Annotated in this window: 16 protein-coding genes; 9 read left to right on the top strand and 7 right to left on the bottom strand. The window is 75.3% G+C overall.

Annotated features, from left to right (window positions below; all coding sequences use genetic code 11):
• Positions 1-7 precede the first annotated feature (7 nt).
• Positions 8-850 carry a dienelactone hydrolase family protein gene (locus tag ACFVQZ_RS13300; RefSeq protein ID WP_030493443.1) on the bottom strand — a complete coding sequence of 281 codons (843 nt, stop codon included), beginning with the start codon at positions 848-850 and terminating at the stop codon, positions 8-10.
• A 114-nt stretch (positions 851-964) separates the two neighbouring features.
• On the opposite strand from ACFVQZ_RS13300, the gene ACFVQZ_RS13305 reads away from it, so the two are divergent.
• Positions 965-1,981 (top strand): helix-turn-helix domain-containing protein, encoded by a 1,017-nt coding sequence (locus ACFVQZ_RS13305; protein ID WP_036414017.1) that lies wholly within the window; start codon positions 965-967, stop codon positions 1,979-1,981.
• Here ACFVQZ_RS13305 and ACFVQZ_RS13310 read toward each other — a convergent pair.
• Positions 1,966-2,937 carry a WYL domain-containing protein gene (locus tag ACFVQZ_RS13310; RefSeq protein ID WP_030493445.1) on the bottom strand — a complete coding sequence of 324 codons (972 nt, stop codon included), beginning with the start codon at positions 2,935-2,937 and terminating at the stop codon, positions 1,966-1,968. The two genes, ACFVQZ_RS13305 and ACFVQZ_RS13310, sit on opposite strands and share 16 nt — an antisense overlap.
• A 123-nt stretch (positions 2,938-3,060) precedes the next feature.
• Here ACFVQZ_RS13310 and ACFVQZ_RS13315 point away from each other — a divergent pair, with 123 nt between their 5' ends.
• Positions 3,061-3,456, top strand: coding sequence for a RidA family protein (locus ACFVQZ_RS13315; RefSeq protein ID WP_383621792.1), 396 nt, complete (start codon positions 3,061-3,063; stop codon positions 3,454-3,456).
• A 57-nt stretch (positions 3,457-3,513) separates the two neighbouring features.
• On the opposite strand, the gene ACFVQZ_RS13320 is transcribed toward ACFVQZ_RS13315, so the two are convergent.
• On the bottom strand, positions 3,514-3,912 hold the full coding sequence (locus ACFVQZ_RS13320) for a hypothetical protein (RefSeq protein ID WP_321192550.1): 399 nt from the start codon (positions 3,910-3,912) through the stop codon (positions 3,514-3,516).
• A gap of 433 nt (positions 3,913-4,345) precedes the next feature.
• Between ACFVQZ_RS13320 and ACFVQZ_RS13325 the strand changes: the two genes are divergently transcribed.
• On the top strand, positions 4,346-4,708 hold the full coding sequence (locus tag ACFVQZ_RS13325; protein ID WP_030493448.1) for a hypothetical protein: 363 nt from the start codon (positions 4,346-4,348) through the stop codon (positions 4,706-4,708).
• Positions 4,709-4,877: 169 nt separating this feature from the next.
• Positions 4,878-5,438, top strand: coding sequence for a dihydrofolate reductase family protein (locus ACFVQZ_RS13330; RefSeq protein ID WP_030493449.1), 561 nt, complete (start codon positions 4,878-4,880; stop codon positions 5,436-5,438).
• 10 nt (positions 5,439-5,448) lie between these two features.
• On the opposite strand, the gene ACFVQZ_RS13335 is transcribed toward ACFVQZ_RS13330, so the two are convergent.
• Positions 5,449-6,000 carry a DinB family protein gene (locus tag ACFVQZ_RS13335; protein WP_030493450.1) on the bottom strand — a complete coding sequence of 184 codons (552 nt, stop codon included), beginning with the start codon at positions 5,998-6,000 and terminating at the stop codon, positions 5,449-5,451.
• A gap of 133 nt (positions 6,001-6,133) precedes the next feature.
• On the opposite strand from ACFVQZ_RS13335, the gene ACFVQZ_RS13340 reads away from it, so the two are divergent.
• The 5 genes from ACFVQZ_RS13340 to ACFVQZ_RS13360 all read left to right on the top strand — a co-directional run bounded on the left by ACFVQZ_RS13340 (position 6,134) and on the right by ACFVQZ_RS13360 (position 12,067).
• The gene (locus ACFVQZ_RS13340; protein WP_321192551.1) at positions 6,134-6,751 is read left to right on the top strand and encodes a hypothetical protein; all 618 of its coding nucleotides are present in this window, start codon (positions 6,134-6,136) and stop codon (positions 6,749-6,751) included.
• 228 nt (positions 6,752-6,979) lie between these two features.
• Entirely contained in the window at positions 6,980-7,564 is a 585-nt protein-coding gene (locus ACFVQZ_RS13345; RefSeq protein ID WP_383621699.1) for a hypothetical protein, read from the top strand.
• Positions 7,565-7,646: 82 nt separating this feature from the next.
• A complete protein-coding gene (locus ACFVQZ_RS13350) occupies positions 7,647-9,689 on the top strand; it encodes a cytochrome c oxidase assembly protein (protein ID WP_383621702.1) in 2,043 nt (680 codons plus the stop codon).
• Positions 9,686-10,354, top strand: coding sequence for a DsbA family protein (locus ACFVQZ_RS13355; RefSeq protein ID WP_383621705.1), 669 nt, complete (start codon positions 9,686-9,688; stop codon positions 10,352-10,354). Before ACFVQZ_RS13350 ends, ACFVQZ_RS13355 begins: the two co-directional genes overlap by 4 nt.
• Positions 10,355-10,528: 174 nt before the next feature.
• Positions 10,529-12,067 (top strand): alpha/beta hydrolase, encoded by a 1,539-nt coding sequence (locus tag ACFVQZ_RS13360; RefSeq protein WP_383621708.1) that lies wholly within the window; start codon positions 10,529-10,531, stop codon positions 12,065-12,067.
• 24 nt (positions 12,068-12,091) lie between these two features.
• Here the strand turns inward: ACFVQZ_RS13360 and ACFVQZ_RS13365 are convergent, their stop codons facing one another.
• Genes ACFVQZ_RS13365 through ACFVQZ_RS13375 form a run of 3 tightly spaced genes read right to left on the bottom strand, consistent with a single transcriptional unit; the run spans position 12,092 to position 14,600 of the window.
• Positions 12,092-12,877, bottom strand: a complete 786-nt coding sequence (locus ACFVQZ_RS13365) for an alpha/beta fold hydrolase (RefSeq protein ID WP_030493457.1) — start codon at positions 12,875-12,877, stop codon at positions 12,092-12,094.
• Positions 12,874-14,151 (bottom strand): NUDIX domain-containing protein, encoded by a 1,278-nt coding sequence (locus ACFVQZ_RS13370; protein WP_383621712.1) that lies wholly within the window; start codon positions 14,149-14,151, stop codon positions 12,874-12,876. Before ACFVQZ_RS13370 ends, ACFVQZ_RS13365 begins: the two co-directional genes overlap by 4 nt.
• Before the next feature lie 38 nt (positions 14,152-14,189).
• Positions 14,190-14,600: a hypothetical protein gene (locus ACFVQZ_RS13375; RefSeq protein ID WP_030493458.1), complete on the bottom strand. Its 411-nt coding sequence runs from the start codon at positions 14,598-14,600 to the stop codon at positions 14,190-14,192.
• Positions 14,601-14,618 lie beyond the last annotated feature (18 nt).

The raw sequence follows: 14,618 nt of genomic DNA on the forward strand, positions 1-14,618 counted from the left end.
CGTGGCGTCACGGCGCCACGGGCCGGCCCGGCGGCCCGGCCAGCCGCTCCGCCAGGAACGCGAGGATCTCGTCCCGGGCCCGCACGGTCGGATGACCCTCCTCGTCCACCAGATGCGCCGTCACCACGCTGTGCGCGCACCCCACGACCTCCCGGAAGAACGGCGGCGGGTCCGGGTGCGCCGCGCCGGCGGGCAGCACCCGCCCGTCGAACGCGTCCCCCAGGAGCGCCCGGTACGCGGCGAACCGCCGGCCCGTGCACCACCGGTCGCCCTCGAACCGGTACGCCAGCACCTTCAGCCCGTCCCGCCGCACCCGCTCCGCCACCGCCGCGGCGTCCTCCGCGCCGAGTTCGAGCCCGCCGGGATCGTCGAGCGGCAGCGACGGATGGTTCACCACCGGCGCCACCACCGCCGGCTCCAGCGTCATCGACAGCGCGAAGTTCCCGGTGAAGCACAGCCCGACCGCCCCCACCCCCGGCCCGCCCCGCTCCGCGTGCGCCGCCCGCGCCAGCCCCCGCAGCCACCCCACCACCGGACTCGTCCCGCCGCCGGCGAACGCCCGGAACTCGGCGGCCACACACGCCCGCCGCACCACCGTCCCGGCCGCCTCCGCCCGCGGATAGGCCCCGTCGACCCCGAACAGCGACGGCAGGTACACCGAGAACCCCGCCTCCCTGACCCACCGCGCGAACCGCGCCACGTCCGGGCTGATCCCCGGCATCTCCGGCATGACCACCACCGCCGGCCCCGCCCCCGACACGTACACGCGCTTGCTCACGCCCTCCACCACGACGTCCCGGCGCGCGAAGTCGTCCAGCGGATCGTCGTCCTGCCTCCGTGTGCTTCCCATACGGGCAGGATGAGGGGGCAGCGGCCCCCGGAGAACCGGCGATATCGCCGGATCTCCGGGCCATCCCGCCACCCGCACCCGTTCCGCCGTTCCACCGACCCGCCGGAGGCACGCATGACCAGTCCCCTGCGCGTGAGCGTGCTGGCCTACCCCGGCTGCTTCGCGTCCGAGGTCTTCGGCGTGCCCGACCTGCTGACGATGGCCGCGCACGTCGCCGCCGCCCAGGGCCGGCCGGAGCCCGCGTACGACACCGCCGTGGTCTCCCCGCGCCGCCGCGTCCACGCCTCCGGCGGCTCCCGCATCGACGTCTCCGCCCTCCGCCCCGCCGACGTCCTCGTCGTCCCCGGCTTCGAACCGGCCCCCGGGCCCGACCCCGACGCGACCCTCGGCCGCCTCGCGCCCGAGACCGCGGCCATCCGGGACCACGCCGAGGCCGGCACCGCTGTCGTGTCGATCTGCGTCGGCGCCTACCTCCTCGCCGAGGCCGGCCTGCTCCACGGCCGCGAGGCCACCACCAGCTGGCTGTACGCCGACCGCTTCGCCCGCCGCTACCCCGACGTCCGGACGCGCCCCGACCGCCTGGTGGTGACCGACCGCGGAGTGACCACCACCGCCGCCTTCAGCGCCATGTACGACTTCGCCCTCGGCCTCGTCCGCGACCACGACGGCCCCCGCGTCGCCCGCGGCACCGCCCGCGTCGCCCTCCTCGACGACACCCGCGCCACCCAGACCCCGTACGTCGACCCGGACCTCCTCCCGGCGACCGGCCACGCGTTCTCCGCCGCCGTCATGCGCCGCCTCGACCAGAACCTCGCCGCCCGCTACGACCTCCCGGCCCTCGCCCGCGAGTTCGGCGTCAGCACCCGCACCCTGCTGCGCCGCTTCCGCGCCGAGACCGGCCGCACCCCCCTCGCCCACCTCCAGGCCGCGCGCGTCCGCCGCGCCCGCCACCTCCTGGAGACCACCGACCGGACCGTCGCCGCCATCGCCGCCGCCGTCGGCTACCGCGACCCCGGCACCTTCACCGCCCTCTTCGTCCGCCACACCGGCCGCCGCCCCAGTGCCTGCCGCGCCCCGCAGACCCCGGCCCCGGAGCACCGCGCCGCGGAAGGACGTCAGGGCGAGGCGTAACGGGCCGCCAGCCCGGCCGCCCGGTCGCGCAGCGCGGCACGCAGCGACGGCGGCGCCAGCGCCTCCGCGTCCGCGCCGAGCCGCCACAGCGCCCACTCGGCGTGCCGCGCGTCCTGGAAGACGACCTCCAGCCGCAGCCGGCCGTCCTCCTTCGGCTCCTCCGCGCGGACCGCGAGCACCGTGTCCAGCAGCTCCTCCCGGCGCGCCGGGTCCAGCAGCAGCGGCACGGTGACGTGGTCGCCGCCGGACAGGAACCGCGCCGACCGCTCCCGCCAGATCCGGTCCAGATCGACCTGGCCGGGCCGCTCCGCCGCCTCGGGCAGCTCCTCGGCGGCGAGGACCCGCGACAGCCGGTACGTCCGGTCCTCGCCGGACCGCGTGGCCAGCAGGTACGACGTGTCGCGCACGGTCACCAGGCCGATCGGGTCCACGGTGCGCCAGCGCGGGGACTGGCCCACGGCCGCGTAGCGCAGCCGCAGCTTGCGCCCGGCGAGCACGGCGCGCCGGACCGCGCCCATCGTGCCGCCCGGGACCTCCTCGGCGACCGTCCGCCGCGCGAGGAGGTCGGTCTCGGGCTCGACCAGGAAGCGCCGGGCCGCGTCGCTCGCGGTGGCCTGGTGGGTCTCGGGCAGCGCGTCGATCACCTTCCGCATCGCCGAGGCGAGGGCCGAACCGAGGCCGAACGCCCGCTCCGCGCGCCCCGTTCCGGCGGTCAGCAGGGCCAGGGCCTCCTCGTGGTTGAGGCCGGTCAGCTCGGTGCGGAATCCGGGCAACAGGGCGAAGCCGCCGTGCCGGCCGCGCTCGGCGTACACCGGGACCCCGGCCGCGGACAGCGCCTCGATGTCGCGCAGCACCGTCCGGGTGGACACCTCCAGTTCGCGGGCGAGCGCCCCGGCCGTCATCCGGCCGTGCCGGCGCAGCAGGAGGACGAGGGACACCAGCCGGTCGGCGCGCATGCGGAAGACCGTACCGAATACATGACACAGGGTGTCGTGATGCCCGGAGAGGCTTCCTCCCAGGGACGACGTCCCTCAACGCACCCGTCGAGACGACACGAGACGAACGGAGCCGGCATGACACTGCGACGTACGGCGGTCAACCCCGTGACATGGTCGGTGGAGAAGGGCTTCCACCAGGGCGAGGTGGTATCCGGCCAGACCCGCACCCTGTACCTCTCGGGCCAGACCGCGATGAGCGAGAAGGGCGAGCCCCTGCACGACGGCGACATGGCCGCGCAGCTGGCGCTGAGCGCCGACAACGTGGAGGCGGTGCTGGCGGAGGCCGGCATGAGCCTCGCGCACCTCGTCCGCCTGAACGTCTACACGACCGACGTCGACCTGCTGTTCCGGCACTACGGGGTGCTGGCGGCCCGGCTGGCCGCCGCGGGCGTGGCGCCCACGACCACGATGCTCGGCGTGACGCGCCTGGCGATCCCCGGCCAGCTGGTCGAACTGGAAGGCACGGCGGTCGACTGACCCGCCGTCACCCCGCCGCCCGCCGCCGGAGAACCCTCCGGCGGCGGGCGGCGGCGCTTACCGGCCGGCGGGCACGCGCAGCGCCCGGCAGGAGCGGAGGGCCATGTCGACGAGTTCCGGGAGACCGGCGGACGGCATGAGCGCGGCGAGCCGGTGCATCGCCAGCGCCGCCTCCCACGCCGAGGCCCGGGCGGGCGAGCCGTGCCAGCAGACGGCGTCGAGCCGTGACCAGAGGTGGGCGCCGAACCCCAGATGAATCGTTCCTGCCCTGGCGGTCTCCTCGTCCAGCGCCCCGCGCACCGCCGTCAGGAACGTCACGGCGTCCTCCGGCCCCAGGGCGTCCACCACGATCCGCAGATAGGGCGCGATGAGCACGGTCGCCTCCGGCCACCCGGCCTCGTCGCCGCATCGTTCGCGCAGGTGTCCGTACAGCGGGTGTTCCATGTCATGGGTCATGGAACGAGAGATACGTTTCGCTCGCGGGTCTCACGGGCGACGACACGCGGAATCCCCGCCCCGCCGCTCGGATGGACGGCGGACGACGACGCGCGCCCCCGCCGCCGCGCCGACGAGCACCGCGCGGACCCCGCGCCGGCCGCGCGCCGGACCCGCGCATGGCTCCGCACACTCCCGCGCTGACCCGCACAGTCCCCGCGTATGGCTCCGCGCAGCCCCCGGGCAGTCTCCACGCAGGCGCCGCCGAAGGCCGCGCGCGGACCTCGCCCCGCCCCCCCGCTGCCGACGTCGCGACACCGCGCGGCCTCGGCCGAACGGGTGACAGACCGCCAACACGCGGCGCCCGCCGATTCGGCGGATCGATTCGCCTGCCACCTCGCTTCGTAAGGTGACCTCTGCCTTCTCGATCATCTTTCGAAGGGATCATCCGCCCATGAAGCTGCGCAGCACCCTCGGCGCCTCGCTCGGCGCCCTCGCCCTCGTCCTGTCCACGGCCGGCTCGGCCCACGCCGCCCAGGGCGAGTTCCACTACAAGTACGTCGACGGCTTCGGCCAGGAGCGTCACGTCACCCTGCACGACCCGCACAGCGGCAAGTGCGTCAACCTCTACGCCGTCGGCGACGAGGACGCGCTCCCCGGCTATGGCCCCCACAACAACACCGACACCGCCGTCACCGTCTACGTCGGCGCCGGCTGCGAGGGTGACTCGTGGCGCCTCAAGGCCCACGGCAAGCCCGCCAAGGACACCCTGGAACTGCGTTCCCTCCGCTTCGACGCCCCCGCCGCCGCCCAGTAGCGGCCACCGGCACCCGAAGGGCCGTCCCGAGCGCGCGGGGGCGGCCCTTCGCCCTGCCGGGGGAACACGGCGAAGGACGCCCCGGAGACCCCCCGAGGTGTGGTTCCCTCGGAAGACGCGCCCCCGGCGCGCCAACCGGCGAACCCCTACCCGAGGTGGTCTTCTCCCGATGCGTAACGTGACCTATTCGATGGGCGTCTCAGTCGACGGCTACATCGTGGGACCCGACGGCGACTTCGACTGGACGGACCCCGGCCAGGCGGACTTCCGCTTCATCATGGACGAGATCCGCGGCGTCGGCGTCCACCTGATGGGCCGGCGCCTGTACGAGACGATGCTCTACTGGGAGAACGTCGACCTGGACACCCTGGAGCCCATCGAACAGGAGTGGGCGGCGCTCTGGAACCCGATCCCCAAGGTCGTCTTCTCCCGGACGCTCACGACGGTCCAGGGCAACGCCCGCCTCGCCACCGGCGGCCTGGCCGAGGAGATCGCCCGCCTCCGCGCCGAGCCGGGCGACGGCGACATCGCCCTCGGCGGCGCCGACCTCGCCGCGCAGGCCGCCGCCCTGGACCTCATCGACGAATACCGCGCCAGGATCTACCCGGTGCTCGTCGGCGGCGGCATCCCGTTCTACCCGAGGGACGAACGCAAGGTCGACCTCGACCTCGTCGACACCCGGACGTTCGGCGACCGCACGGTCTACGTCCGCTACCGCGTCAAGCACTGACGCCGGGGCGTCACCGCGGAGGGTCCTCGCCCGTCAGGCCGTCGACAGACTCGCGGATCAGGTCGGCGTGGCCGGCGTGGCGGGCGTACTCCTCGACGAGGTCGAGGAGGATGCGCCGCAGGTTGGGGCGCTCCCCGCCGCGGGTGGTGTACGCCCCGAGCTGGTCCAGGCCGCCCGCGGCGAGGGCCTCCGCCACGACGGCGCGGGAGCGGGCGACCGACTCCCGCCAGAGGGCGAGCAGTTCCTCAGGGGAGTCCTCTGCCGCGGAGCGGTAGTCCCAGTCGGGCGTGCTGTCCCAGTCGACGGCGTCCCACGGGGCGCCGACGGGAGCGCCGAGCCACAGGCGGGCGAAGTGCCGGTCCTCCACGTGCGCCAGGTGCTTGAGGAGACCGCCCAGGGTGACGGCGGACGTGCCGAGCGTGGCGCGCAGACCGGCCGCGTCCAGTCCGGAACACTTCCAGGCCACGGTCGCCCGCTGGCGTTCGAGCGCCCCCAGGACGGCGTCCGCCTCGGTACCGGCGAGCGGGGGTTCGGGCCACGTCGAGACGTCGAATGCAGTCATGGGCGCAGACGTTAACCCACGACACGGACACGCCGTCCTCCTACGTCCGCCACGTCCGCACCGGCGTACTCATGCCGCACTCTGAGTACGCGAGCGGTACCCGGCGGAACGGGGGTCCGGTGGGATGGGCCCCATGAGCAGCACGCCGCCCGCCCCCGCCGCGCCCGTCCCCGCCACGCCCGCCCCCGACCCGCGCCCGCGCCATCGCTTCCGCCTCGCCGCACTGACCCTCGGCACGGTGGCGACCGTCGGACTGATCGCGCTGCTCGCCGCCGGATGCGAGTCCCTGGCCGGCGGCCCCGTACGGTCCGAGGCGGCGTTCCGCGCGCACCTGCGGCACACCGAGGAGGCCGGCGAGGCGGCCGTACGGCTGATCGGCGCCGACCCCGCGGCCGTGATCGCCCAGAAAGAGCTCGGCGGAGCCTCCTGCAAGGACGAGTTCGGCTCGGACGGGCAGGGCGTCACCCGGGACCAGCCCGTCGTCACGTGGCGGCCTGACTTCGCTGACACCGCCCGGTACCGCGCCGCCCTCGACACCCTCCGGAACGCGTGGTCGGCGCGCGGACTGGACGTCGAGGAAATCCCCGCCCGCGAGCAGGGCGAGCCGGGCGCCGGCCTGGCGGGCGTCAGCACGACGGACGACCGCGGCATCGCGGTGTCCCTGCGCCCCGACTGGTACACCGGCGAACCGGTCCTGACGGCCGACGGCGGCTGCGTACGGCACCAGGGCCACCTCGTCGCGTGGGACTGACCGCGCGGACCCGCCCCCACGCGCCGCACGGGGAGGGCGGCTCCCCGGCGCCGTGAGCCCACGGGTTACGCTGCCCGGGCACCCGCCGGAACCTTCCGGCACGCCCCGTACGAAAGCGACACCGACCCGATGGCCTCCCCGCTCCCCGCACACCGCGCGGCACGCGCGCGTGGCGTCGGGCGCGGACTCGGGGCCTCGGCCGTCGCCGCGCTGTGCGTCCTGCTGCCCATGACCGGACACTTGCTGACGCAGGGTCACCTGCCGCGGTGGGCGCTGCTCTCCGCGCTCGTCGGCGGACCGGCCGCCGGCGCCTGCCTGCTGTCCCGGCGGCGCCTGACCGACCCGCAACTGCTCGCCGCGCTCGTCGGCGCCCAGCTCGCCTACCAGGCCGCCTACGCCGTACCCGGCGTGTGCGCCCTCGCCGGACTGCCCGGCGGCGACACGACGGCGACGGCGGGTCACGCCGCCACGGTCGGCGCCCCGCCCGAGGCGTTCCTGGCGGGACACCTGATCACCCTCGTCCTCGCCGTGCGCCTCCTCGGTGTCGCCCAGCGGCTGCGCCGGCACACCGAACCCGTCCTCGCCGTCGTCGCCGCGCTCCTCGGCTTCCTCTGGCCGCTCCTCACCGACCGGTCCACCGGCCCCGCCCCGGCGCGCCGCCCCGCCGACGTACGGCTCCCGCACTCCGCTCTCGTCCCGCAGCCGGTCACCGGCCGGGCACCGCCGCGCCGCCCGCGTGGCCCCCTCGGCCACGTCCCGCGCCACGACCGGGCCGAGACCCGTCCGTCGCCTCCGTACGCCCTCGCGGCGTAGCGGGGGAGGGGAGGGCGGACTCGGCGCTGCCCGACCCGCGCGCCTTCCGCGGCGGGTCCCGCCCAGAGAGTTCAGCGACGCCATGACCGAGCGGTACGCCAAGGTGGCGCTCACCGCCCCCGACGGCACCTCCGCCGGGCAGGGCGCCCCGGCCGTCGCCGGGCGGACGGCGACCCTGACCGTACGCCCCGGACCCGGCGCCGCCGGCGCGCTCGCCGTAGCCGCCCTGGGGGTGTCGCCCTGGCCGCCGGCGTCCTGGCGGTCCGGCTGCGGAGGTCCCGTCGTGCCCGCTGACTTGGCCCGCGTCGCGCGCCCTTCGGCCGTCCTCACCGGGACCGGGCTCCTCGCGGTCGCCGTCACCGCCGGCACCCTGGGGGTGCTCGGCGGCGGTACGGCGCCGGTTCCGGGGATCGCGGACGCCGGCGCCCTCACGGACCGGGGGCTTCCGGTCGCCCGCGTGGCCGCCGACGCCGCCTCGGCCGCCGCCGGCGTGGCCGCGCTCGTCGCCACCGCGGGACTCGGCGTCACCACGGTCCGCTGGGCGAGGGCGGTCCTCGTGCTCGCCGTCGCCGGCGTCCTGCCGCCCGCGTTCACCGGGCACGCCGCCGGCGCGGCGAACCACGACGCCGCCGTCACCGCCCTCGCCCTGCACGTCGCCGGGGTGGCGCTGTGGACCGGCGGCCTCGCGTTCCTCGTCGTGGCCGCGCTGCGCCGCGAGGACGGCCTTGCCGTCGCGGCCCGGCGCTTCAGCGTCCTGGCAGGCGGCGCCTTCCTCGCCGTCGCCGCGAGCGGCGCGGTCGGCGCCGTCGTGCGCCTGCCGTCCTGGAGCGCGCTCCTCACCACCGCGTACGGCGTGCTGGTCACCGTGAAGCTCGGCGCGCTGCTCGTCCTGGGCGCGTGCGGCCGGTGGCACCGCCGCCGCACCCTCGCCGCGCTCGCCGCGGGCGGCAGGAGACCGTTCCTGAGGCTCGTGGGCGGCGAGGTGCTGCTGATGGGCGCGGCGACGGGTCTGGCCGTCGGCCTCTCCCGTACCCCGCCTCCCGCGTCCGGCGGCGCGCTCACCCCGGCCGGGCAACTGCTCGGCTTCCCGGTGCCGCCGCCGCTCGGCGACTTCCCCTGGACACCGCTCCTCACCCCGTGGCACTTCGACCCGCTGTTCGCCTTCGGTACCGGCGCGGCCGGGCTGCTGTACGCCGCCGGGGTGCGCAAGCTCCGCGCCCGCGGCGACGCGTGGCCGGTCGGCAGAACCGTCGCGTGGACGGCCGGACTGGCGGTCACCGTGCTCGCGACGATGAGCGGACTGGCCGTCTACGGCAAGGTCATGATGAGCGTCCCCATGGGCCAGCACATGATCCTGGCGATGACGGTCCCGATCCTCCTCGTCCTGGGCGCACCGGCCACCCTCGCGCTGCGCGCGCTGCCCGCCGCCGCTGCGGGGGGCCCCGACGGGCCCCGCGAACGGCTGCTCCGGCTCCTGCACAGCCGGTACGTGAAGGTCCTCTCACGCCCGGTGACGGCGAGCGCCCTCTTCATCGGCAGCGCCTTCGCCGTCTACTACACGTCCCTGTTCGCGACGCTGATGCGCAGCCACCTCGGGCACATGCTGATGCTCGTCCACTTCCTCGCGGCGGGACTGCTGTTCTTCCGGGCCGTCATCGGCGTCGACCCCGGGCCGCGCCGGCCGCCGCACCTCGGCCGCCTGTTCGTGCTCATCCTGACGATGCCGTTCCACTCGTGGTTCAGCATCTCGCTGATGAGCTCCGTCGCCGTCCTCGGCGAGGACTGGTGGACCGCCGTCGCCCGCCCCTGCGGCCCGTCGCTCCTCGACGACCAGTACAACGGCGGCGCGATCGCCTGGGCCACGGGCGACATCCCCGTCCTGATCACGACGATCATCCTGGCCGTGCAGTGGGTCCGCTCCGACGCCCGCGAGGCGAGACGGGTCGACCGCCAGATCGACCGCGGCGACGCCAACGACCCGCTGGCCGCCTACAACGCCTACCTCGCCGCCCTCCAAGCCCGCGACCGCCCACCCCGCCCGCCCCAGCCCGCACCTCCGGCAGGCCCCGAGCCTCCGGCAGCCCCCTCTCCCTCCGTTCCCTCCTCACCCACCGAGGCATCATGACCAAGCTGAAGAAGAACCTCCTCGCCGCCGCCGTCCTCGTCGCCGCGCTGGCCGTCGCGTTCGGCTCCTTCCTCTTCTTCGCGCCGCAGGACGGCACGACGGCCCTCGACACCGAAGCCGCCGTCGACGCCCGCCCCGTCCGCGACTCCAGCCACCGGCTCACCTCGCCACGGAAAAGCGAGCTGACGGTCGTGGAGTTCCTCGACTTCGAATGCGAGGGCTGCGGTGCCGCGTACCCCGTCGTGGAACGGCTGCGCGGCGAGTACGGCGACCGCGTCACGTTCGTCGCCCGCTACTTCCCGATGCCCGGCCACCGCAACAGCACGACCGCCGCGTTGGCCGTCGAAGCGGCGGCCCAGCAGGGCGAGTTCGAGGCGATGTACGCGAAGATGTTCGCCACCCAGAAGCAGTGGGGCGAGGCGAAGGAGTCCAAGGCGGACCTCTTCCGCACGTACGCCGCCGCCCTCGGCCTGGACCTGGCCCGGTACGACGCCGCCGTGAAGGCGCCGGAGACCCGCCGCCGGGTGGAGGCGGACCAGCGCGACGGCCTCGGCCTCGGCGTCCAGGGCACCCCGACCTTCTTCCTCGACGGAATCAAGATCCAGACCCCGGGCTCGTACGAGCAGTTCAAGGCCCTGATCGACGCGAGGCTCGCGGCCCGATGAGGCCGAAGGAGCCGCTGAGCGACGCCCTCGCGCGGTCCAGGGAGGGGCGAGCACCGGCGGAGCCCCCGGCGGCCCGCGCGGCAACCACCCCGCACGAGCCGGGGGGTTGGCCCCACCCCCGGAAGGCCCGGTGACGGGATGGGCCGCAGCGGAGCCGCCCGGCAGGCTGGCGCCATGACAACAACACACCGTGTCCGTACGTCACTTGCCGCTTCCGCCCTGTCCGTCGCCGCCGTCGCCTCCACGGCCCTCGCCGGCCTCGTCGCCACCGGAGGTTCCGCGAACGCGACGGGCGCCGCCGCGCCCGGCGGCCCGCTGCGGTGGGGCGCGTGTCCCGCCTCCGTCCAGCCGGCCGACGGGCAGCAGTGCGCGACCCTGTCCGTGCCGCTCGACCACGCCGACCCCGGAGGACCGCGCGTCGAACTCGCCGTCTCCCGCCTGGCGAGCACCCGCCCCGAGGCCCGGCGCGGCACGCTGCTCGTCATCCCGGGCGGGCCCGGGGGCTCCGGGGTGCAGCGGCTCGCGCAGAAGGGAGCCGCGCTCGCGAAGGAGACCGGCGGGGCGTACGACCTCGTGGCGTTCGACCCGCGCGGGGTCGGCGGCTCGGCGAAGGCGCGGTGCGGGCTCGCGGAGGAGGACCGGCGGATGGTGACCCTGCGGTCCTGGCCGGCCGCCGACGGCTCGATCGGCGCCAACGTCGAGCGGGCCCGGCGGATCGCCGACGCCTGCGCCCGCGACGGCGGCCCCCTGCTGCGCAGCCTCACCACCGCCCACCAGGTGCGGGACATGGAGCTGCTGCGGCGGGCGCTCGGCGAGGAGAAGCTGTCGGCGTGGGCCACCTCGTACGGCGCCTATGCCGCCGCCCGGTACGCGCAGGAGTACCCCGGGCGCACCGACCGCTGGGTCCTGGACAGCAGCGCCGATCCGGACCCGCGCCGCGTCGCGTACGGCTGGCTCGCCGACATGGCGCGGGGCGCCGAGGACCGCTTCCCGGACTTCGCCGCCTGGGCGTCCCACCCCGACCGCGCGGCGGACGGGCTGCGCCTGGCCGGCACCCCGGAGGGCGTACGGGCGCTGGTCCTCGACCTCGCCGCGCGACTGGACCGGACGCCCCGGGCCACCGCCGTCCCGGGCGCGCCGCTCACCGGCGCGGCGTTCCGGCAGGCGCTCCAGAGCGCGCTCTACTCGGACGCCGCCTTCCCCGGTTTCGCGCGGCTCACCGCCCAGGCCCTGGACCCGCGGGGCGTGCCCGTCCTGCCGCCCGAGCTGTCCGGCCCGATGCCCGACGAGGCGGCCGCCGTCACCGTGGGCGTCATCTGCAACGACGTCGACTGGCCCCGCTCGGTGCCGGCGTACGCCCGCGCGGTGGCCGCGGACCGGATCCGGCACCCGCTCACCGGCGGCATGCCCGTCAACGTCACGCCGTGTGCGTTCTGGAAGGGTGGCGCGGTCGAGAAGCCGGTCCGGATCACCGACGACGGCCCGTCGAACATCCTCATGATCCAGAACCTGCGGGACCCGGCGACCCCGCACTCCTCCGGCCTCAGGTTGCGCGAGGCGCTCGGCGACCGCGCCCGGATGGTGTCGGTCGACCGGGGCGGCCACGGCTCCTACCTGGTGAGCGCGGGCGGAACGGGGAACGCCTGCGGCGACCGGACCGTCACCCGCTTCCTGCTGACGGGCGCACGACCGCCGGCGGACGTCCGCTGCTGACCGCGGCACCGCCCTCCCGCCCCCTCACAGTGAGCCGAGAAACCCTCCCACCACGGCGGCGAACTCCGCCGGCACCGTCTCGTGGACGGTGTGCCCGGCGGGCAGCTCGACGAGCCGGCTGCGGGGCCGCCGGGCCACCATCTCCCGCGCGTGCCGCGCGCTGAGCACCTGGCTGCGGCTGCCCCGGACGAGGAGGGCGGGGCAGTCGCCGGCGAGCCAGTCGCTCCAGTGGTCGCCGTTGAGGAGCCGCTGCGAGGTCACCATGTCCTCGGGTGCGAAGGCGAGACCCCAGCCGTCGGCGTGCTCGCGGACGGCGTCCCCGAGGTAGACAGCCGACGCGCCGAGCCCTTCCAGCAGCTCGGCGCGGGTGGCGGCCCGGCGCGGCCACGACAGGCCGAAGGACAGGTCGTCGTCGACGACGGCGCCGATGTCCTCGACGACCAGCGCCGCCACGAGACCGGGATACCGGGCGGCCAGCTGGTAGGCGTTGACGCCGCCCAGGGAGTGACCGAGGACGACCGCGCCGGCGATGCCCAGATGGTCCAGCAGCGCGGCGGCGTCCTCGACGTACCCCGTACGGGAGAACTCCGGGGGACGGTCGGAGCGTCCGTGTCCGCGCTGGTCGGGCGCGACGACGCGCCAGCCGGCGCCGAGCTCCCGGGCCAGCCGCGTGAACGTCCGCCCTTCACCGAAGTGCCCGTGCAGGGCCAGCAGAGGACGGCCCGGACCCCCGAAGTCCAGATAGGACAGACGGCGCCCCGAGACCGTCAGCGCGGCCCGTACCGGCTCGGGCGAGAGGGACGACGTCACGCCTGGCACCTCCGTCCGGCGTCCTGGAGCTTGCGGGTGAAGCGGTGCATGTGCGGATCGAGCTGGTCGAGGGATTCCTGGAGCACCTGCTCCTCCGTCAGCCACCTGATCGCGGCGAACTCGCCCCGGTCGAAGGACGTGACGGAGCCCGCGTCCGCGGCGAGCACGTACCACAGCGACACGTCGGTGTGCGGGTCCGCGCCCCGGGTGCGGGTGACGGTGAGGAAGAACGGCCGCTCGCCCGTGACCGACGCCGCGGTCGCCTCGATGGCCAGCTCCTCCCGGCACTCCCGCACCACCGCGTCCCACGGATCCTCGTCCGGCTCCACGTGCCCACCCGCCGGCAGCCACAGCCCCGCCTTCCGGTGCGCGGACAACAGCAGCCGCCCCCGCGCCTCGTCGCGGACGACGAAGTAGCACACCAGATGCATCGCCGGCACATCAGGCGCCCGCACCCGGTAGAGCGGCGCCCCGCCCGCGATCCACTCGGTGGCGGCGGCCAGATGGTCCCGCTCCAGCTCATCCCAAGGCTCGATGGCCCCCACCACCTGCAACAACCGCGCACGTGCCCGGTCGGTGCGGGTGCGGGTGCGGGGGCGGGCGGAAGGCGGGGCGTCGTTCGCGGTCATCTCCCCAGACTGACAGGGGGGTCTGACATCGCCCCGCGCGGCGGCTTCTGGTGGCCGTGCCCCAGGCGCGGCTCCGCGGATGGTCACCACGGACGGCCCGGCAGGCGGCACCAGCTCCCTGGAGGAGACCTCGACAAGGTGCGCGGGAGCATCGCCACCCTGCAAGGCGGATACGTACTCGATGACCTGAGCAGGGGAGAGCCCCGGCACTTGCCGGCGCAGGGTGTGCATGGCGAAGATCCGCCCACGAGCGTCTGCCGCCGCCCGGACCTCGTCGTGCAGATCGTCCACCGCGGTCCGCGCGACCTGCCCCCGAATACGGCCTCGATAGTCCGCCTCCCACGCGCCCGACATCGCGTCGACGACACCGATCCGGTGCAGGCTTCCGTCGACGCGGTCGACCAGGTACGGCCCGTTCCCGGCCAGCGCGGCGCTCGGGTTCCGGGTGCGCAGGTACTCCTCGGACGTCCAGGAAACGATCCACACCAGTTCATGCCGCTTCACATGCGACACCGCCATGCGGATCGGGACCATCCCCAGGGACAGCTCCCGCTGGTAGACGCGTTCCAGCTCTTCTTCGACGAGGTGAACCGCGGCATCCCGTTCGATCACTCCGGCAGCATCTCGTACGGCCCGGACAGCCACCACCGAGTTTCCCCGAGCCGGGGGAGCCGTCACCCGAGCTACAAGTACACCCGCCACCACCGGTCGCCCTCAGCGCGCGCCACCTCGGCGTCGTACTGACCCGCATCGAAGTGGAGCTCCGGCGGAGGGTGCGGCACCGCGGTGTGCGCAGGCCACGGAACCTCCCAGTCCGACCACTGCACGATCTCCCCGAACCTCTGCACCACCACCGTCAGGAAGCCGCAGCAGCCACCCGTGCAGTCCGGTTCTCCCAGCTCCAGGCGGCGCGCCTCGCCGGTCGCCCGGAGAGGGCTGGGCCGACCGGCCGGCAGCGCCTCCGCCGCGTACGGCCCGCGGCCACCGTGACCGACCGCCTCCTCGACCACGTCCTCTCCGTTGACCCAGAACCGCACCTGGGCGGAGAACCGCGGCCCCGGCGGCAACACACTGATCTCCAGACGATCGAACATCCCGCCAGCCTACGGGAG

Origin of the sequence: Streptomyces sp. NPDC057854 (assembly GCF_042797055.1) — a bacterium.
Taxonomy (GTDB): domain Bacteria; phylum Actinomycetota; class Actinomycetes; order Streptomycetales; family Streptomycetaceae; genus Streptomyces.

Excerpts from the sequence above, each read along its gene's own strand:
- ACFVQZ_RS13300 (WP_030493443.1), bottom strand. The coding sequence starts at position 850 with ATGGGAAGCACACGGAGGCAGGACGACGATCCGCTGGACGACTTCGCG.
- ACFVQZ_RS13305 (WP_036414017.1), top strand. The coding sequence starts at position 965 with ATGACCAGTCCCCTGCGCGTGAGCGTGCTGGCCTACCCCGGCTGCTTC.
- ACFVQZ_RS13310 (WP_030493445.1), bottom strand. The coding sequence starts at position 2,937 with ATGCGCGCCGACCGGCTGGTGTCCCTCGTCCTCCTGCTGCGCCGGCAC.
- ACFVQZ_RS13320 (WP_321192550.1), bottom strand. The coding sequence starts at position 3,912 with ATGACCCATGACATGGAACACCCGCTGTACGGACACCTGCGCGAACGA.
- ACFVQZ_RS13325 (WP_030493448.1), top strand. The coding sequence starts at position 4,346 with ATGAAGCTGCGCAGCACCCTCGGCGCCTCGCTCGGCGCCCTCGCCCTC.
- ACFVQZ_RS13330 (WP_030493449.1), top strand. The coding sequence starts at position 4,878 with ATGCGTAACGTGACCTATTCGATGGGCGTCTCAGTCGACGGCTACATC.
- ACFVQZ_RS13335 (WP_030493450.1), bottom strand. The coding sequence starts at position 6,000 with ATGACTGCATTCGACGTCTCGACGTGGCCCGAACCCCCGCTCGCCGGT.
- ACFVQZ_RS13340 (WP_321192551.1), top strand. The coding sequence starts at position 6,134 with ATGAGCAGCACGCCGCCCGCCCCCGCCGCGCCCGTCCCCGCCACGCCC.
- ACFVQZ_RS13345 (WP_383621699.1), top strand. The coding sequence starts at position 6,980 with ATGACCGGACACTTGCTGACGCAGGGTCACCTGCCGCGGTGGGCGCTG.
- ACFVQZ_RS13350 (WP_383621702.1), top strand. The coding sequence starts at position 7,647 with ATGACCGAGCGGTACGCCAAGGTGGCGCTCACCGCCCCCGACGGCACC.
- ACFVQZ_RS13355 (WP_383621705.1), top strand. The coding sequence starts at position 9,686 with ATGACCAAGCTGAAGAAGAACCTCCTCGCCGCCGCCGTCCTCGTCGCC.
- ACFVQZ_RS13360 (WP_383621708.1), top strand. The coding sequence starts at position 10,529 with ATGACAACAACACACCGTGTCCGTACGTCACTTGCCGCTTCCGCCCTG.
- ACFVQZ_RS13375 (WP_030493458.1), bottom strand. The coding sequence starts at position 14,600 with ATGTTCGATCGTCTGGAGATCAGTGTGTTGCCGCCGGGGCCGCGGTTC.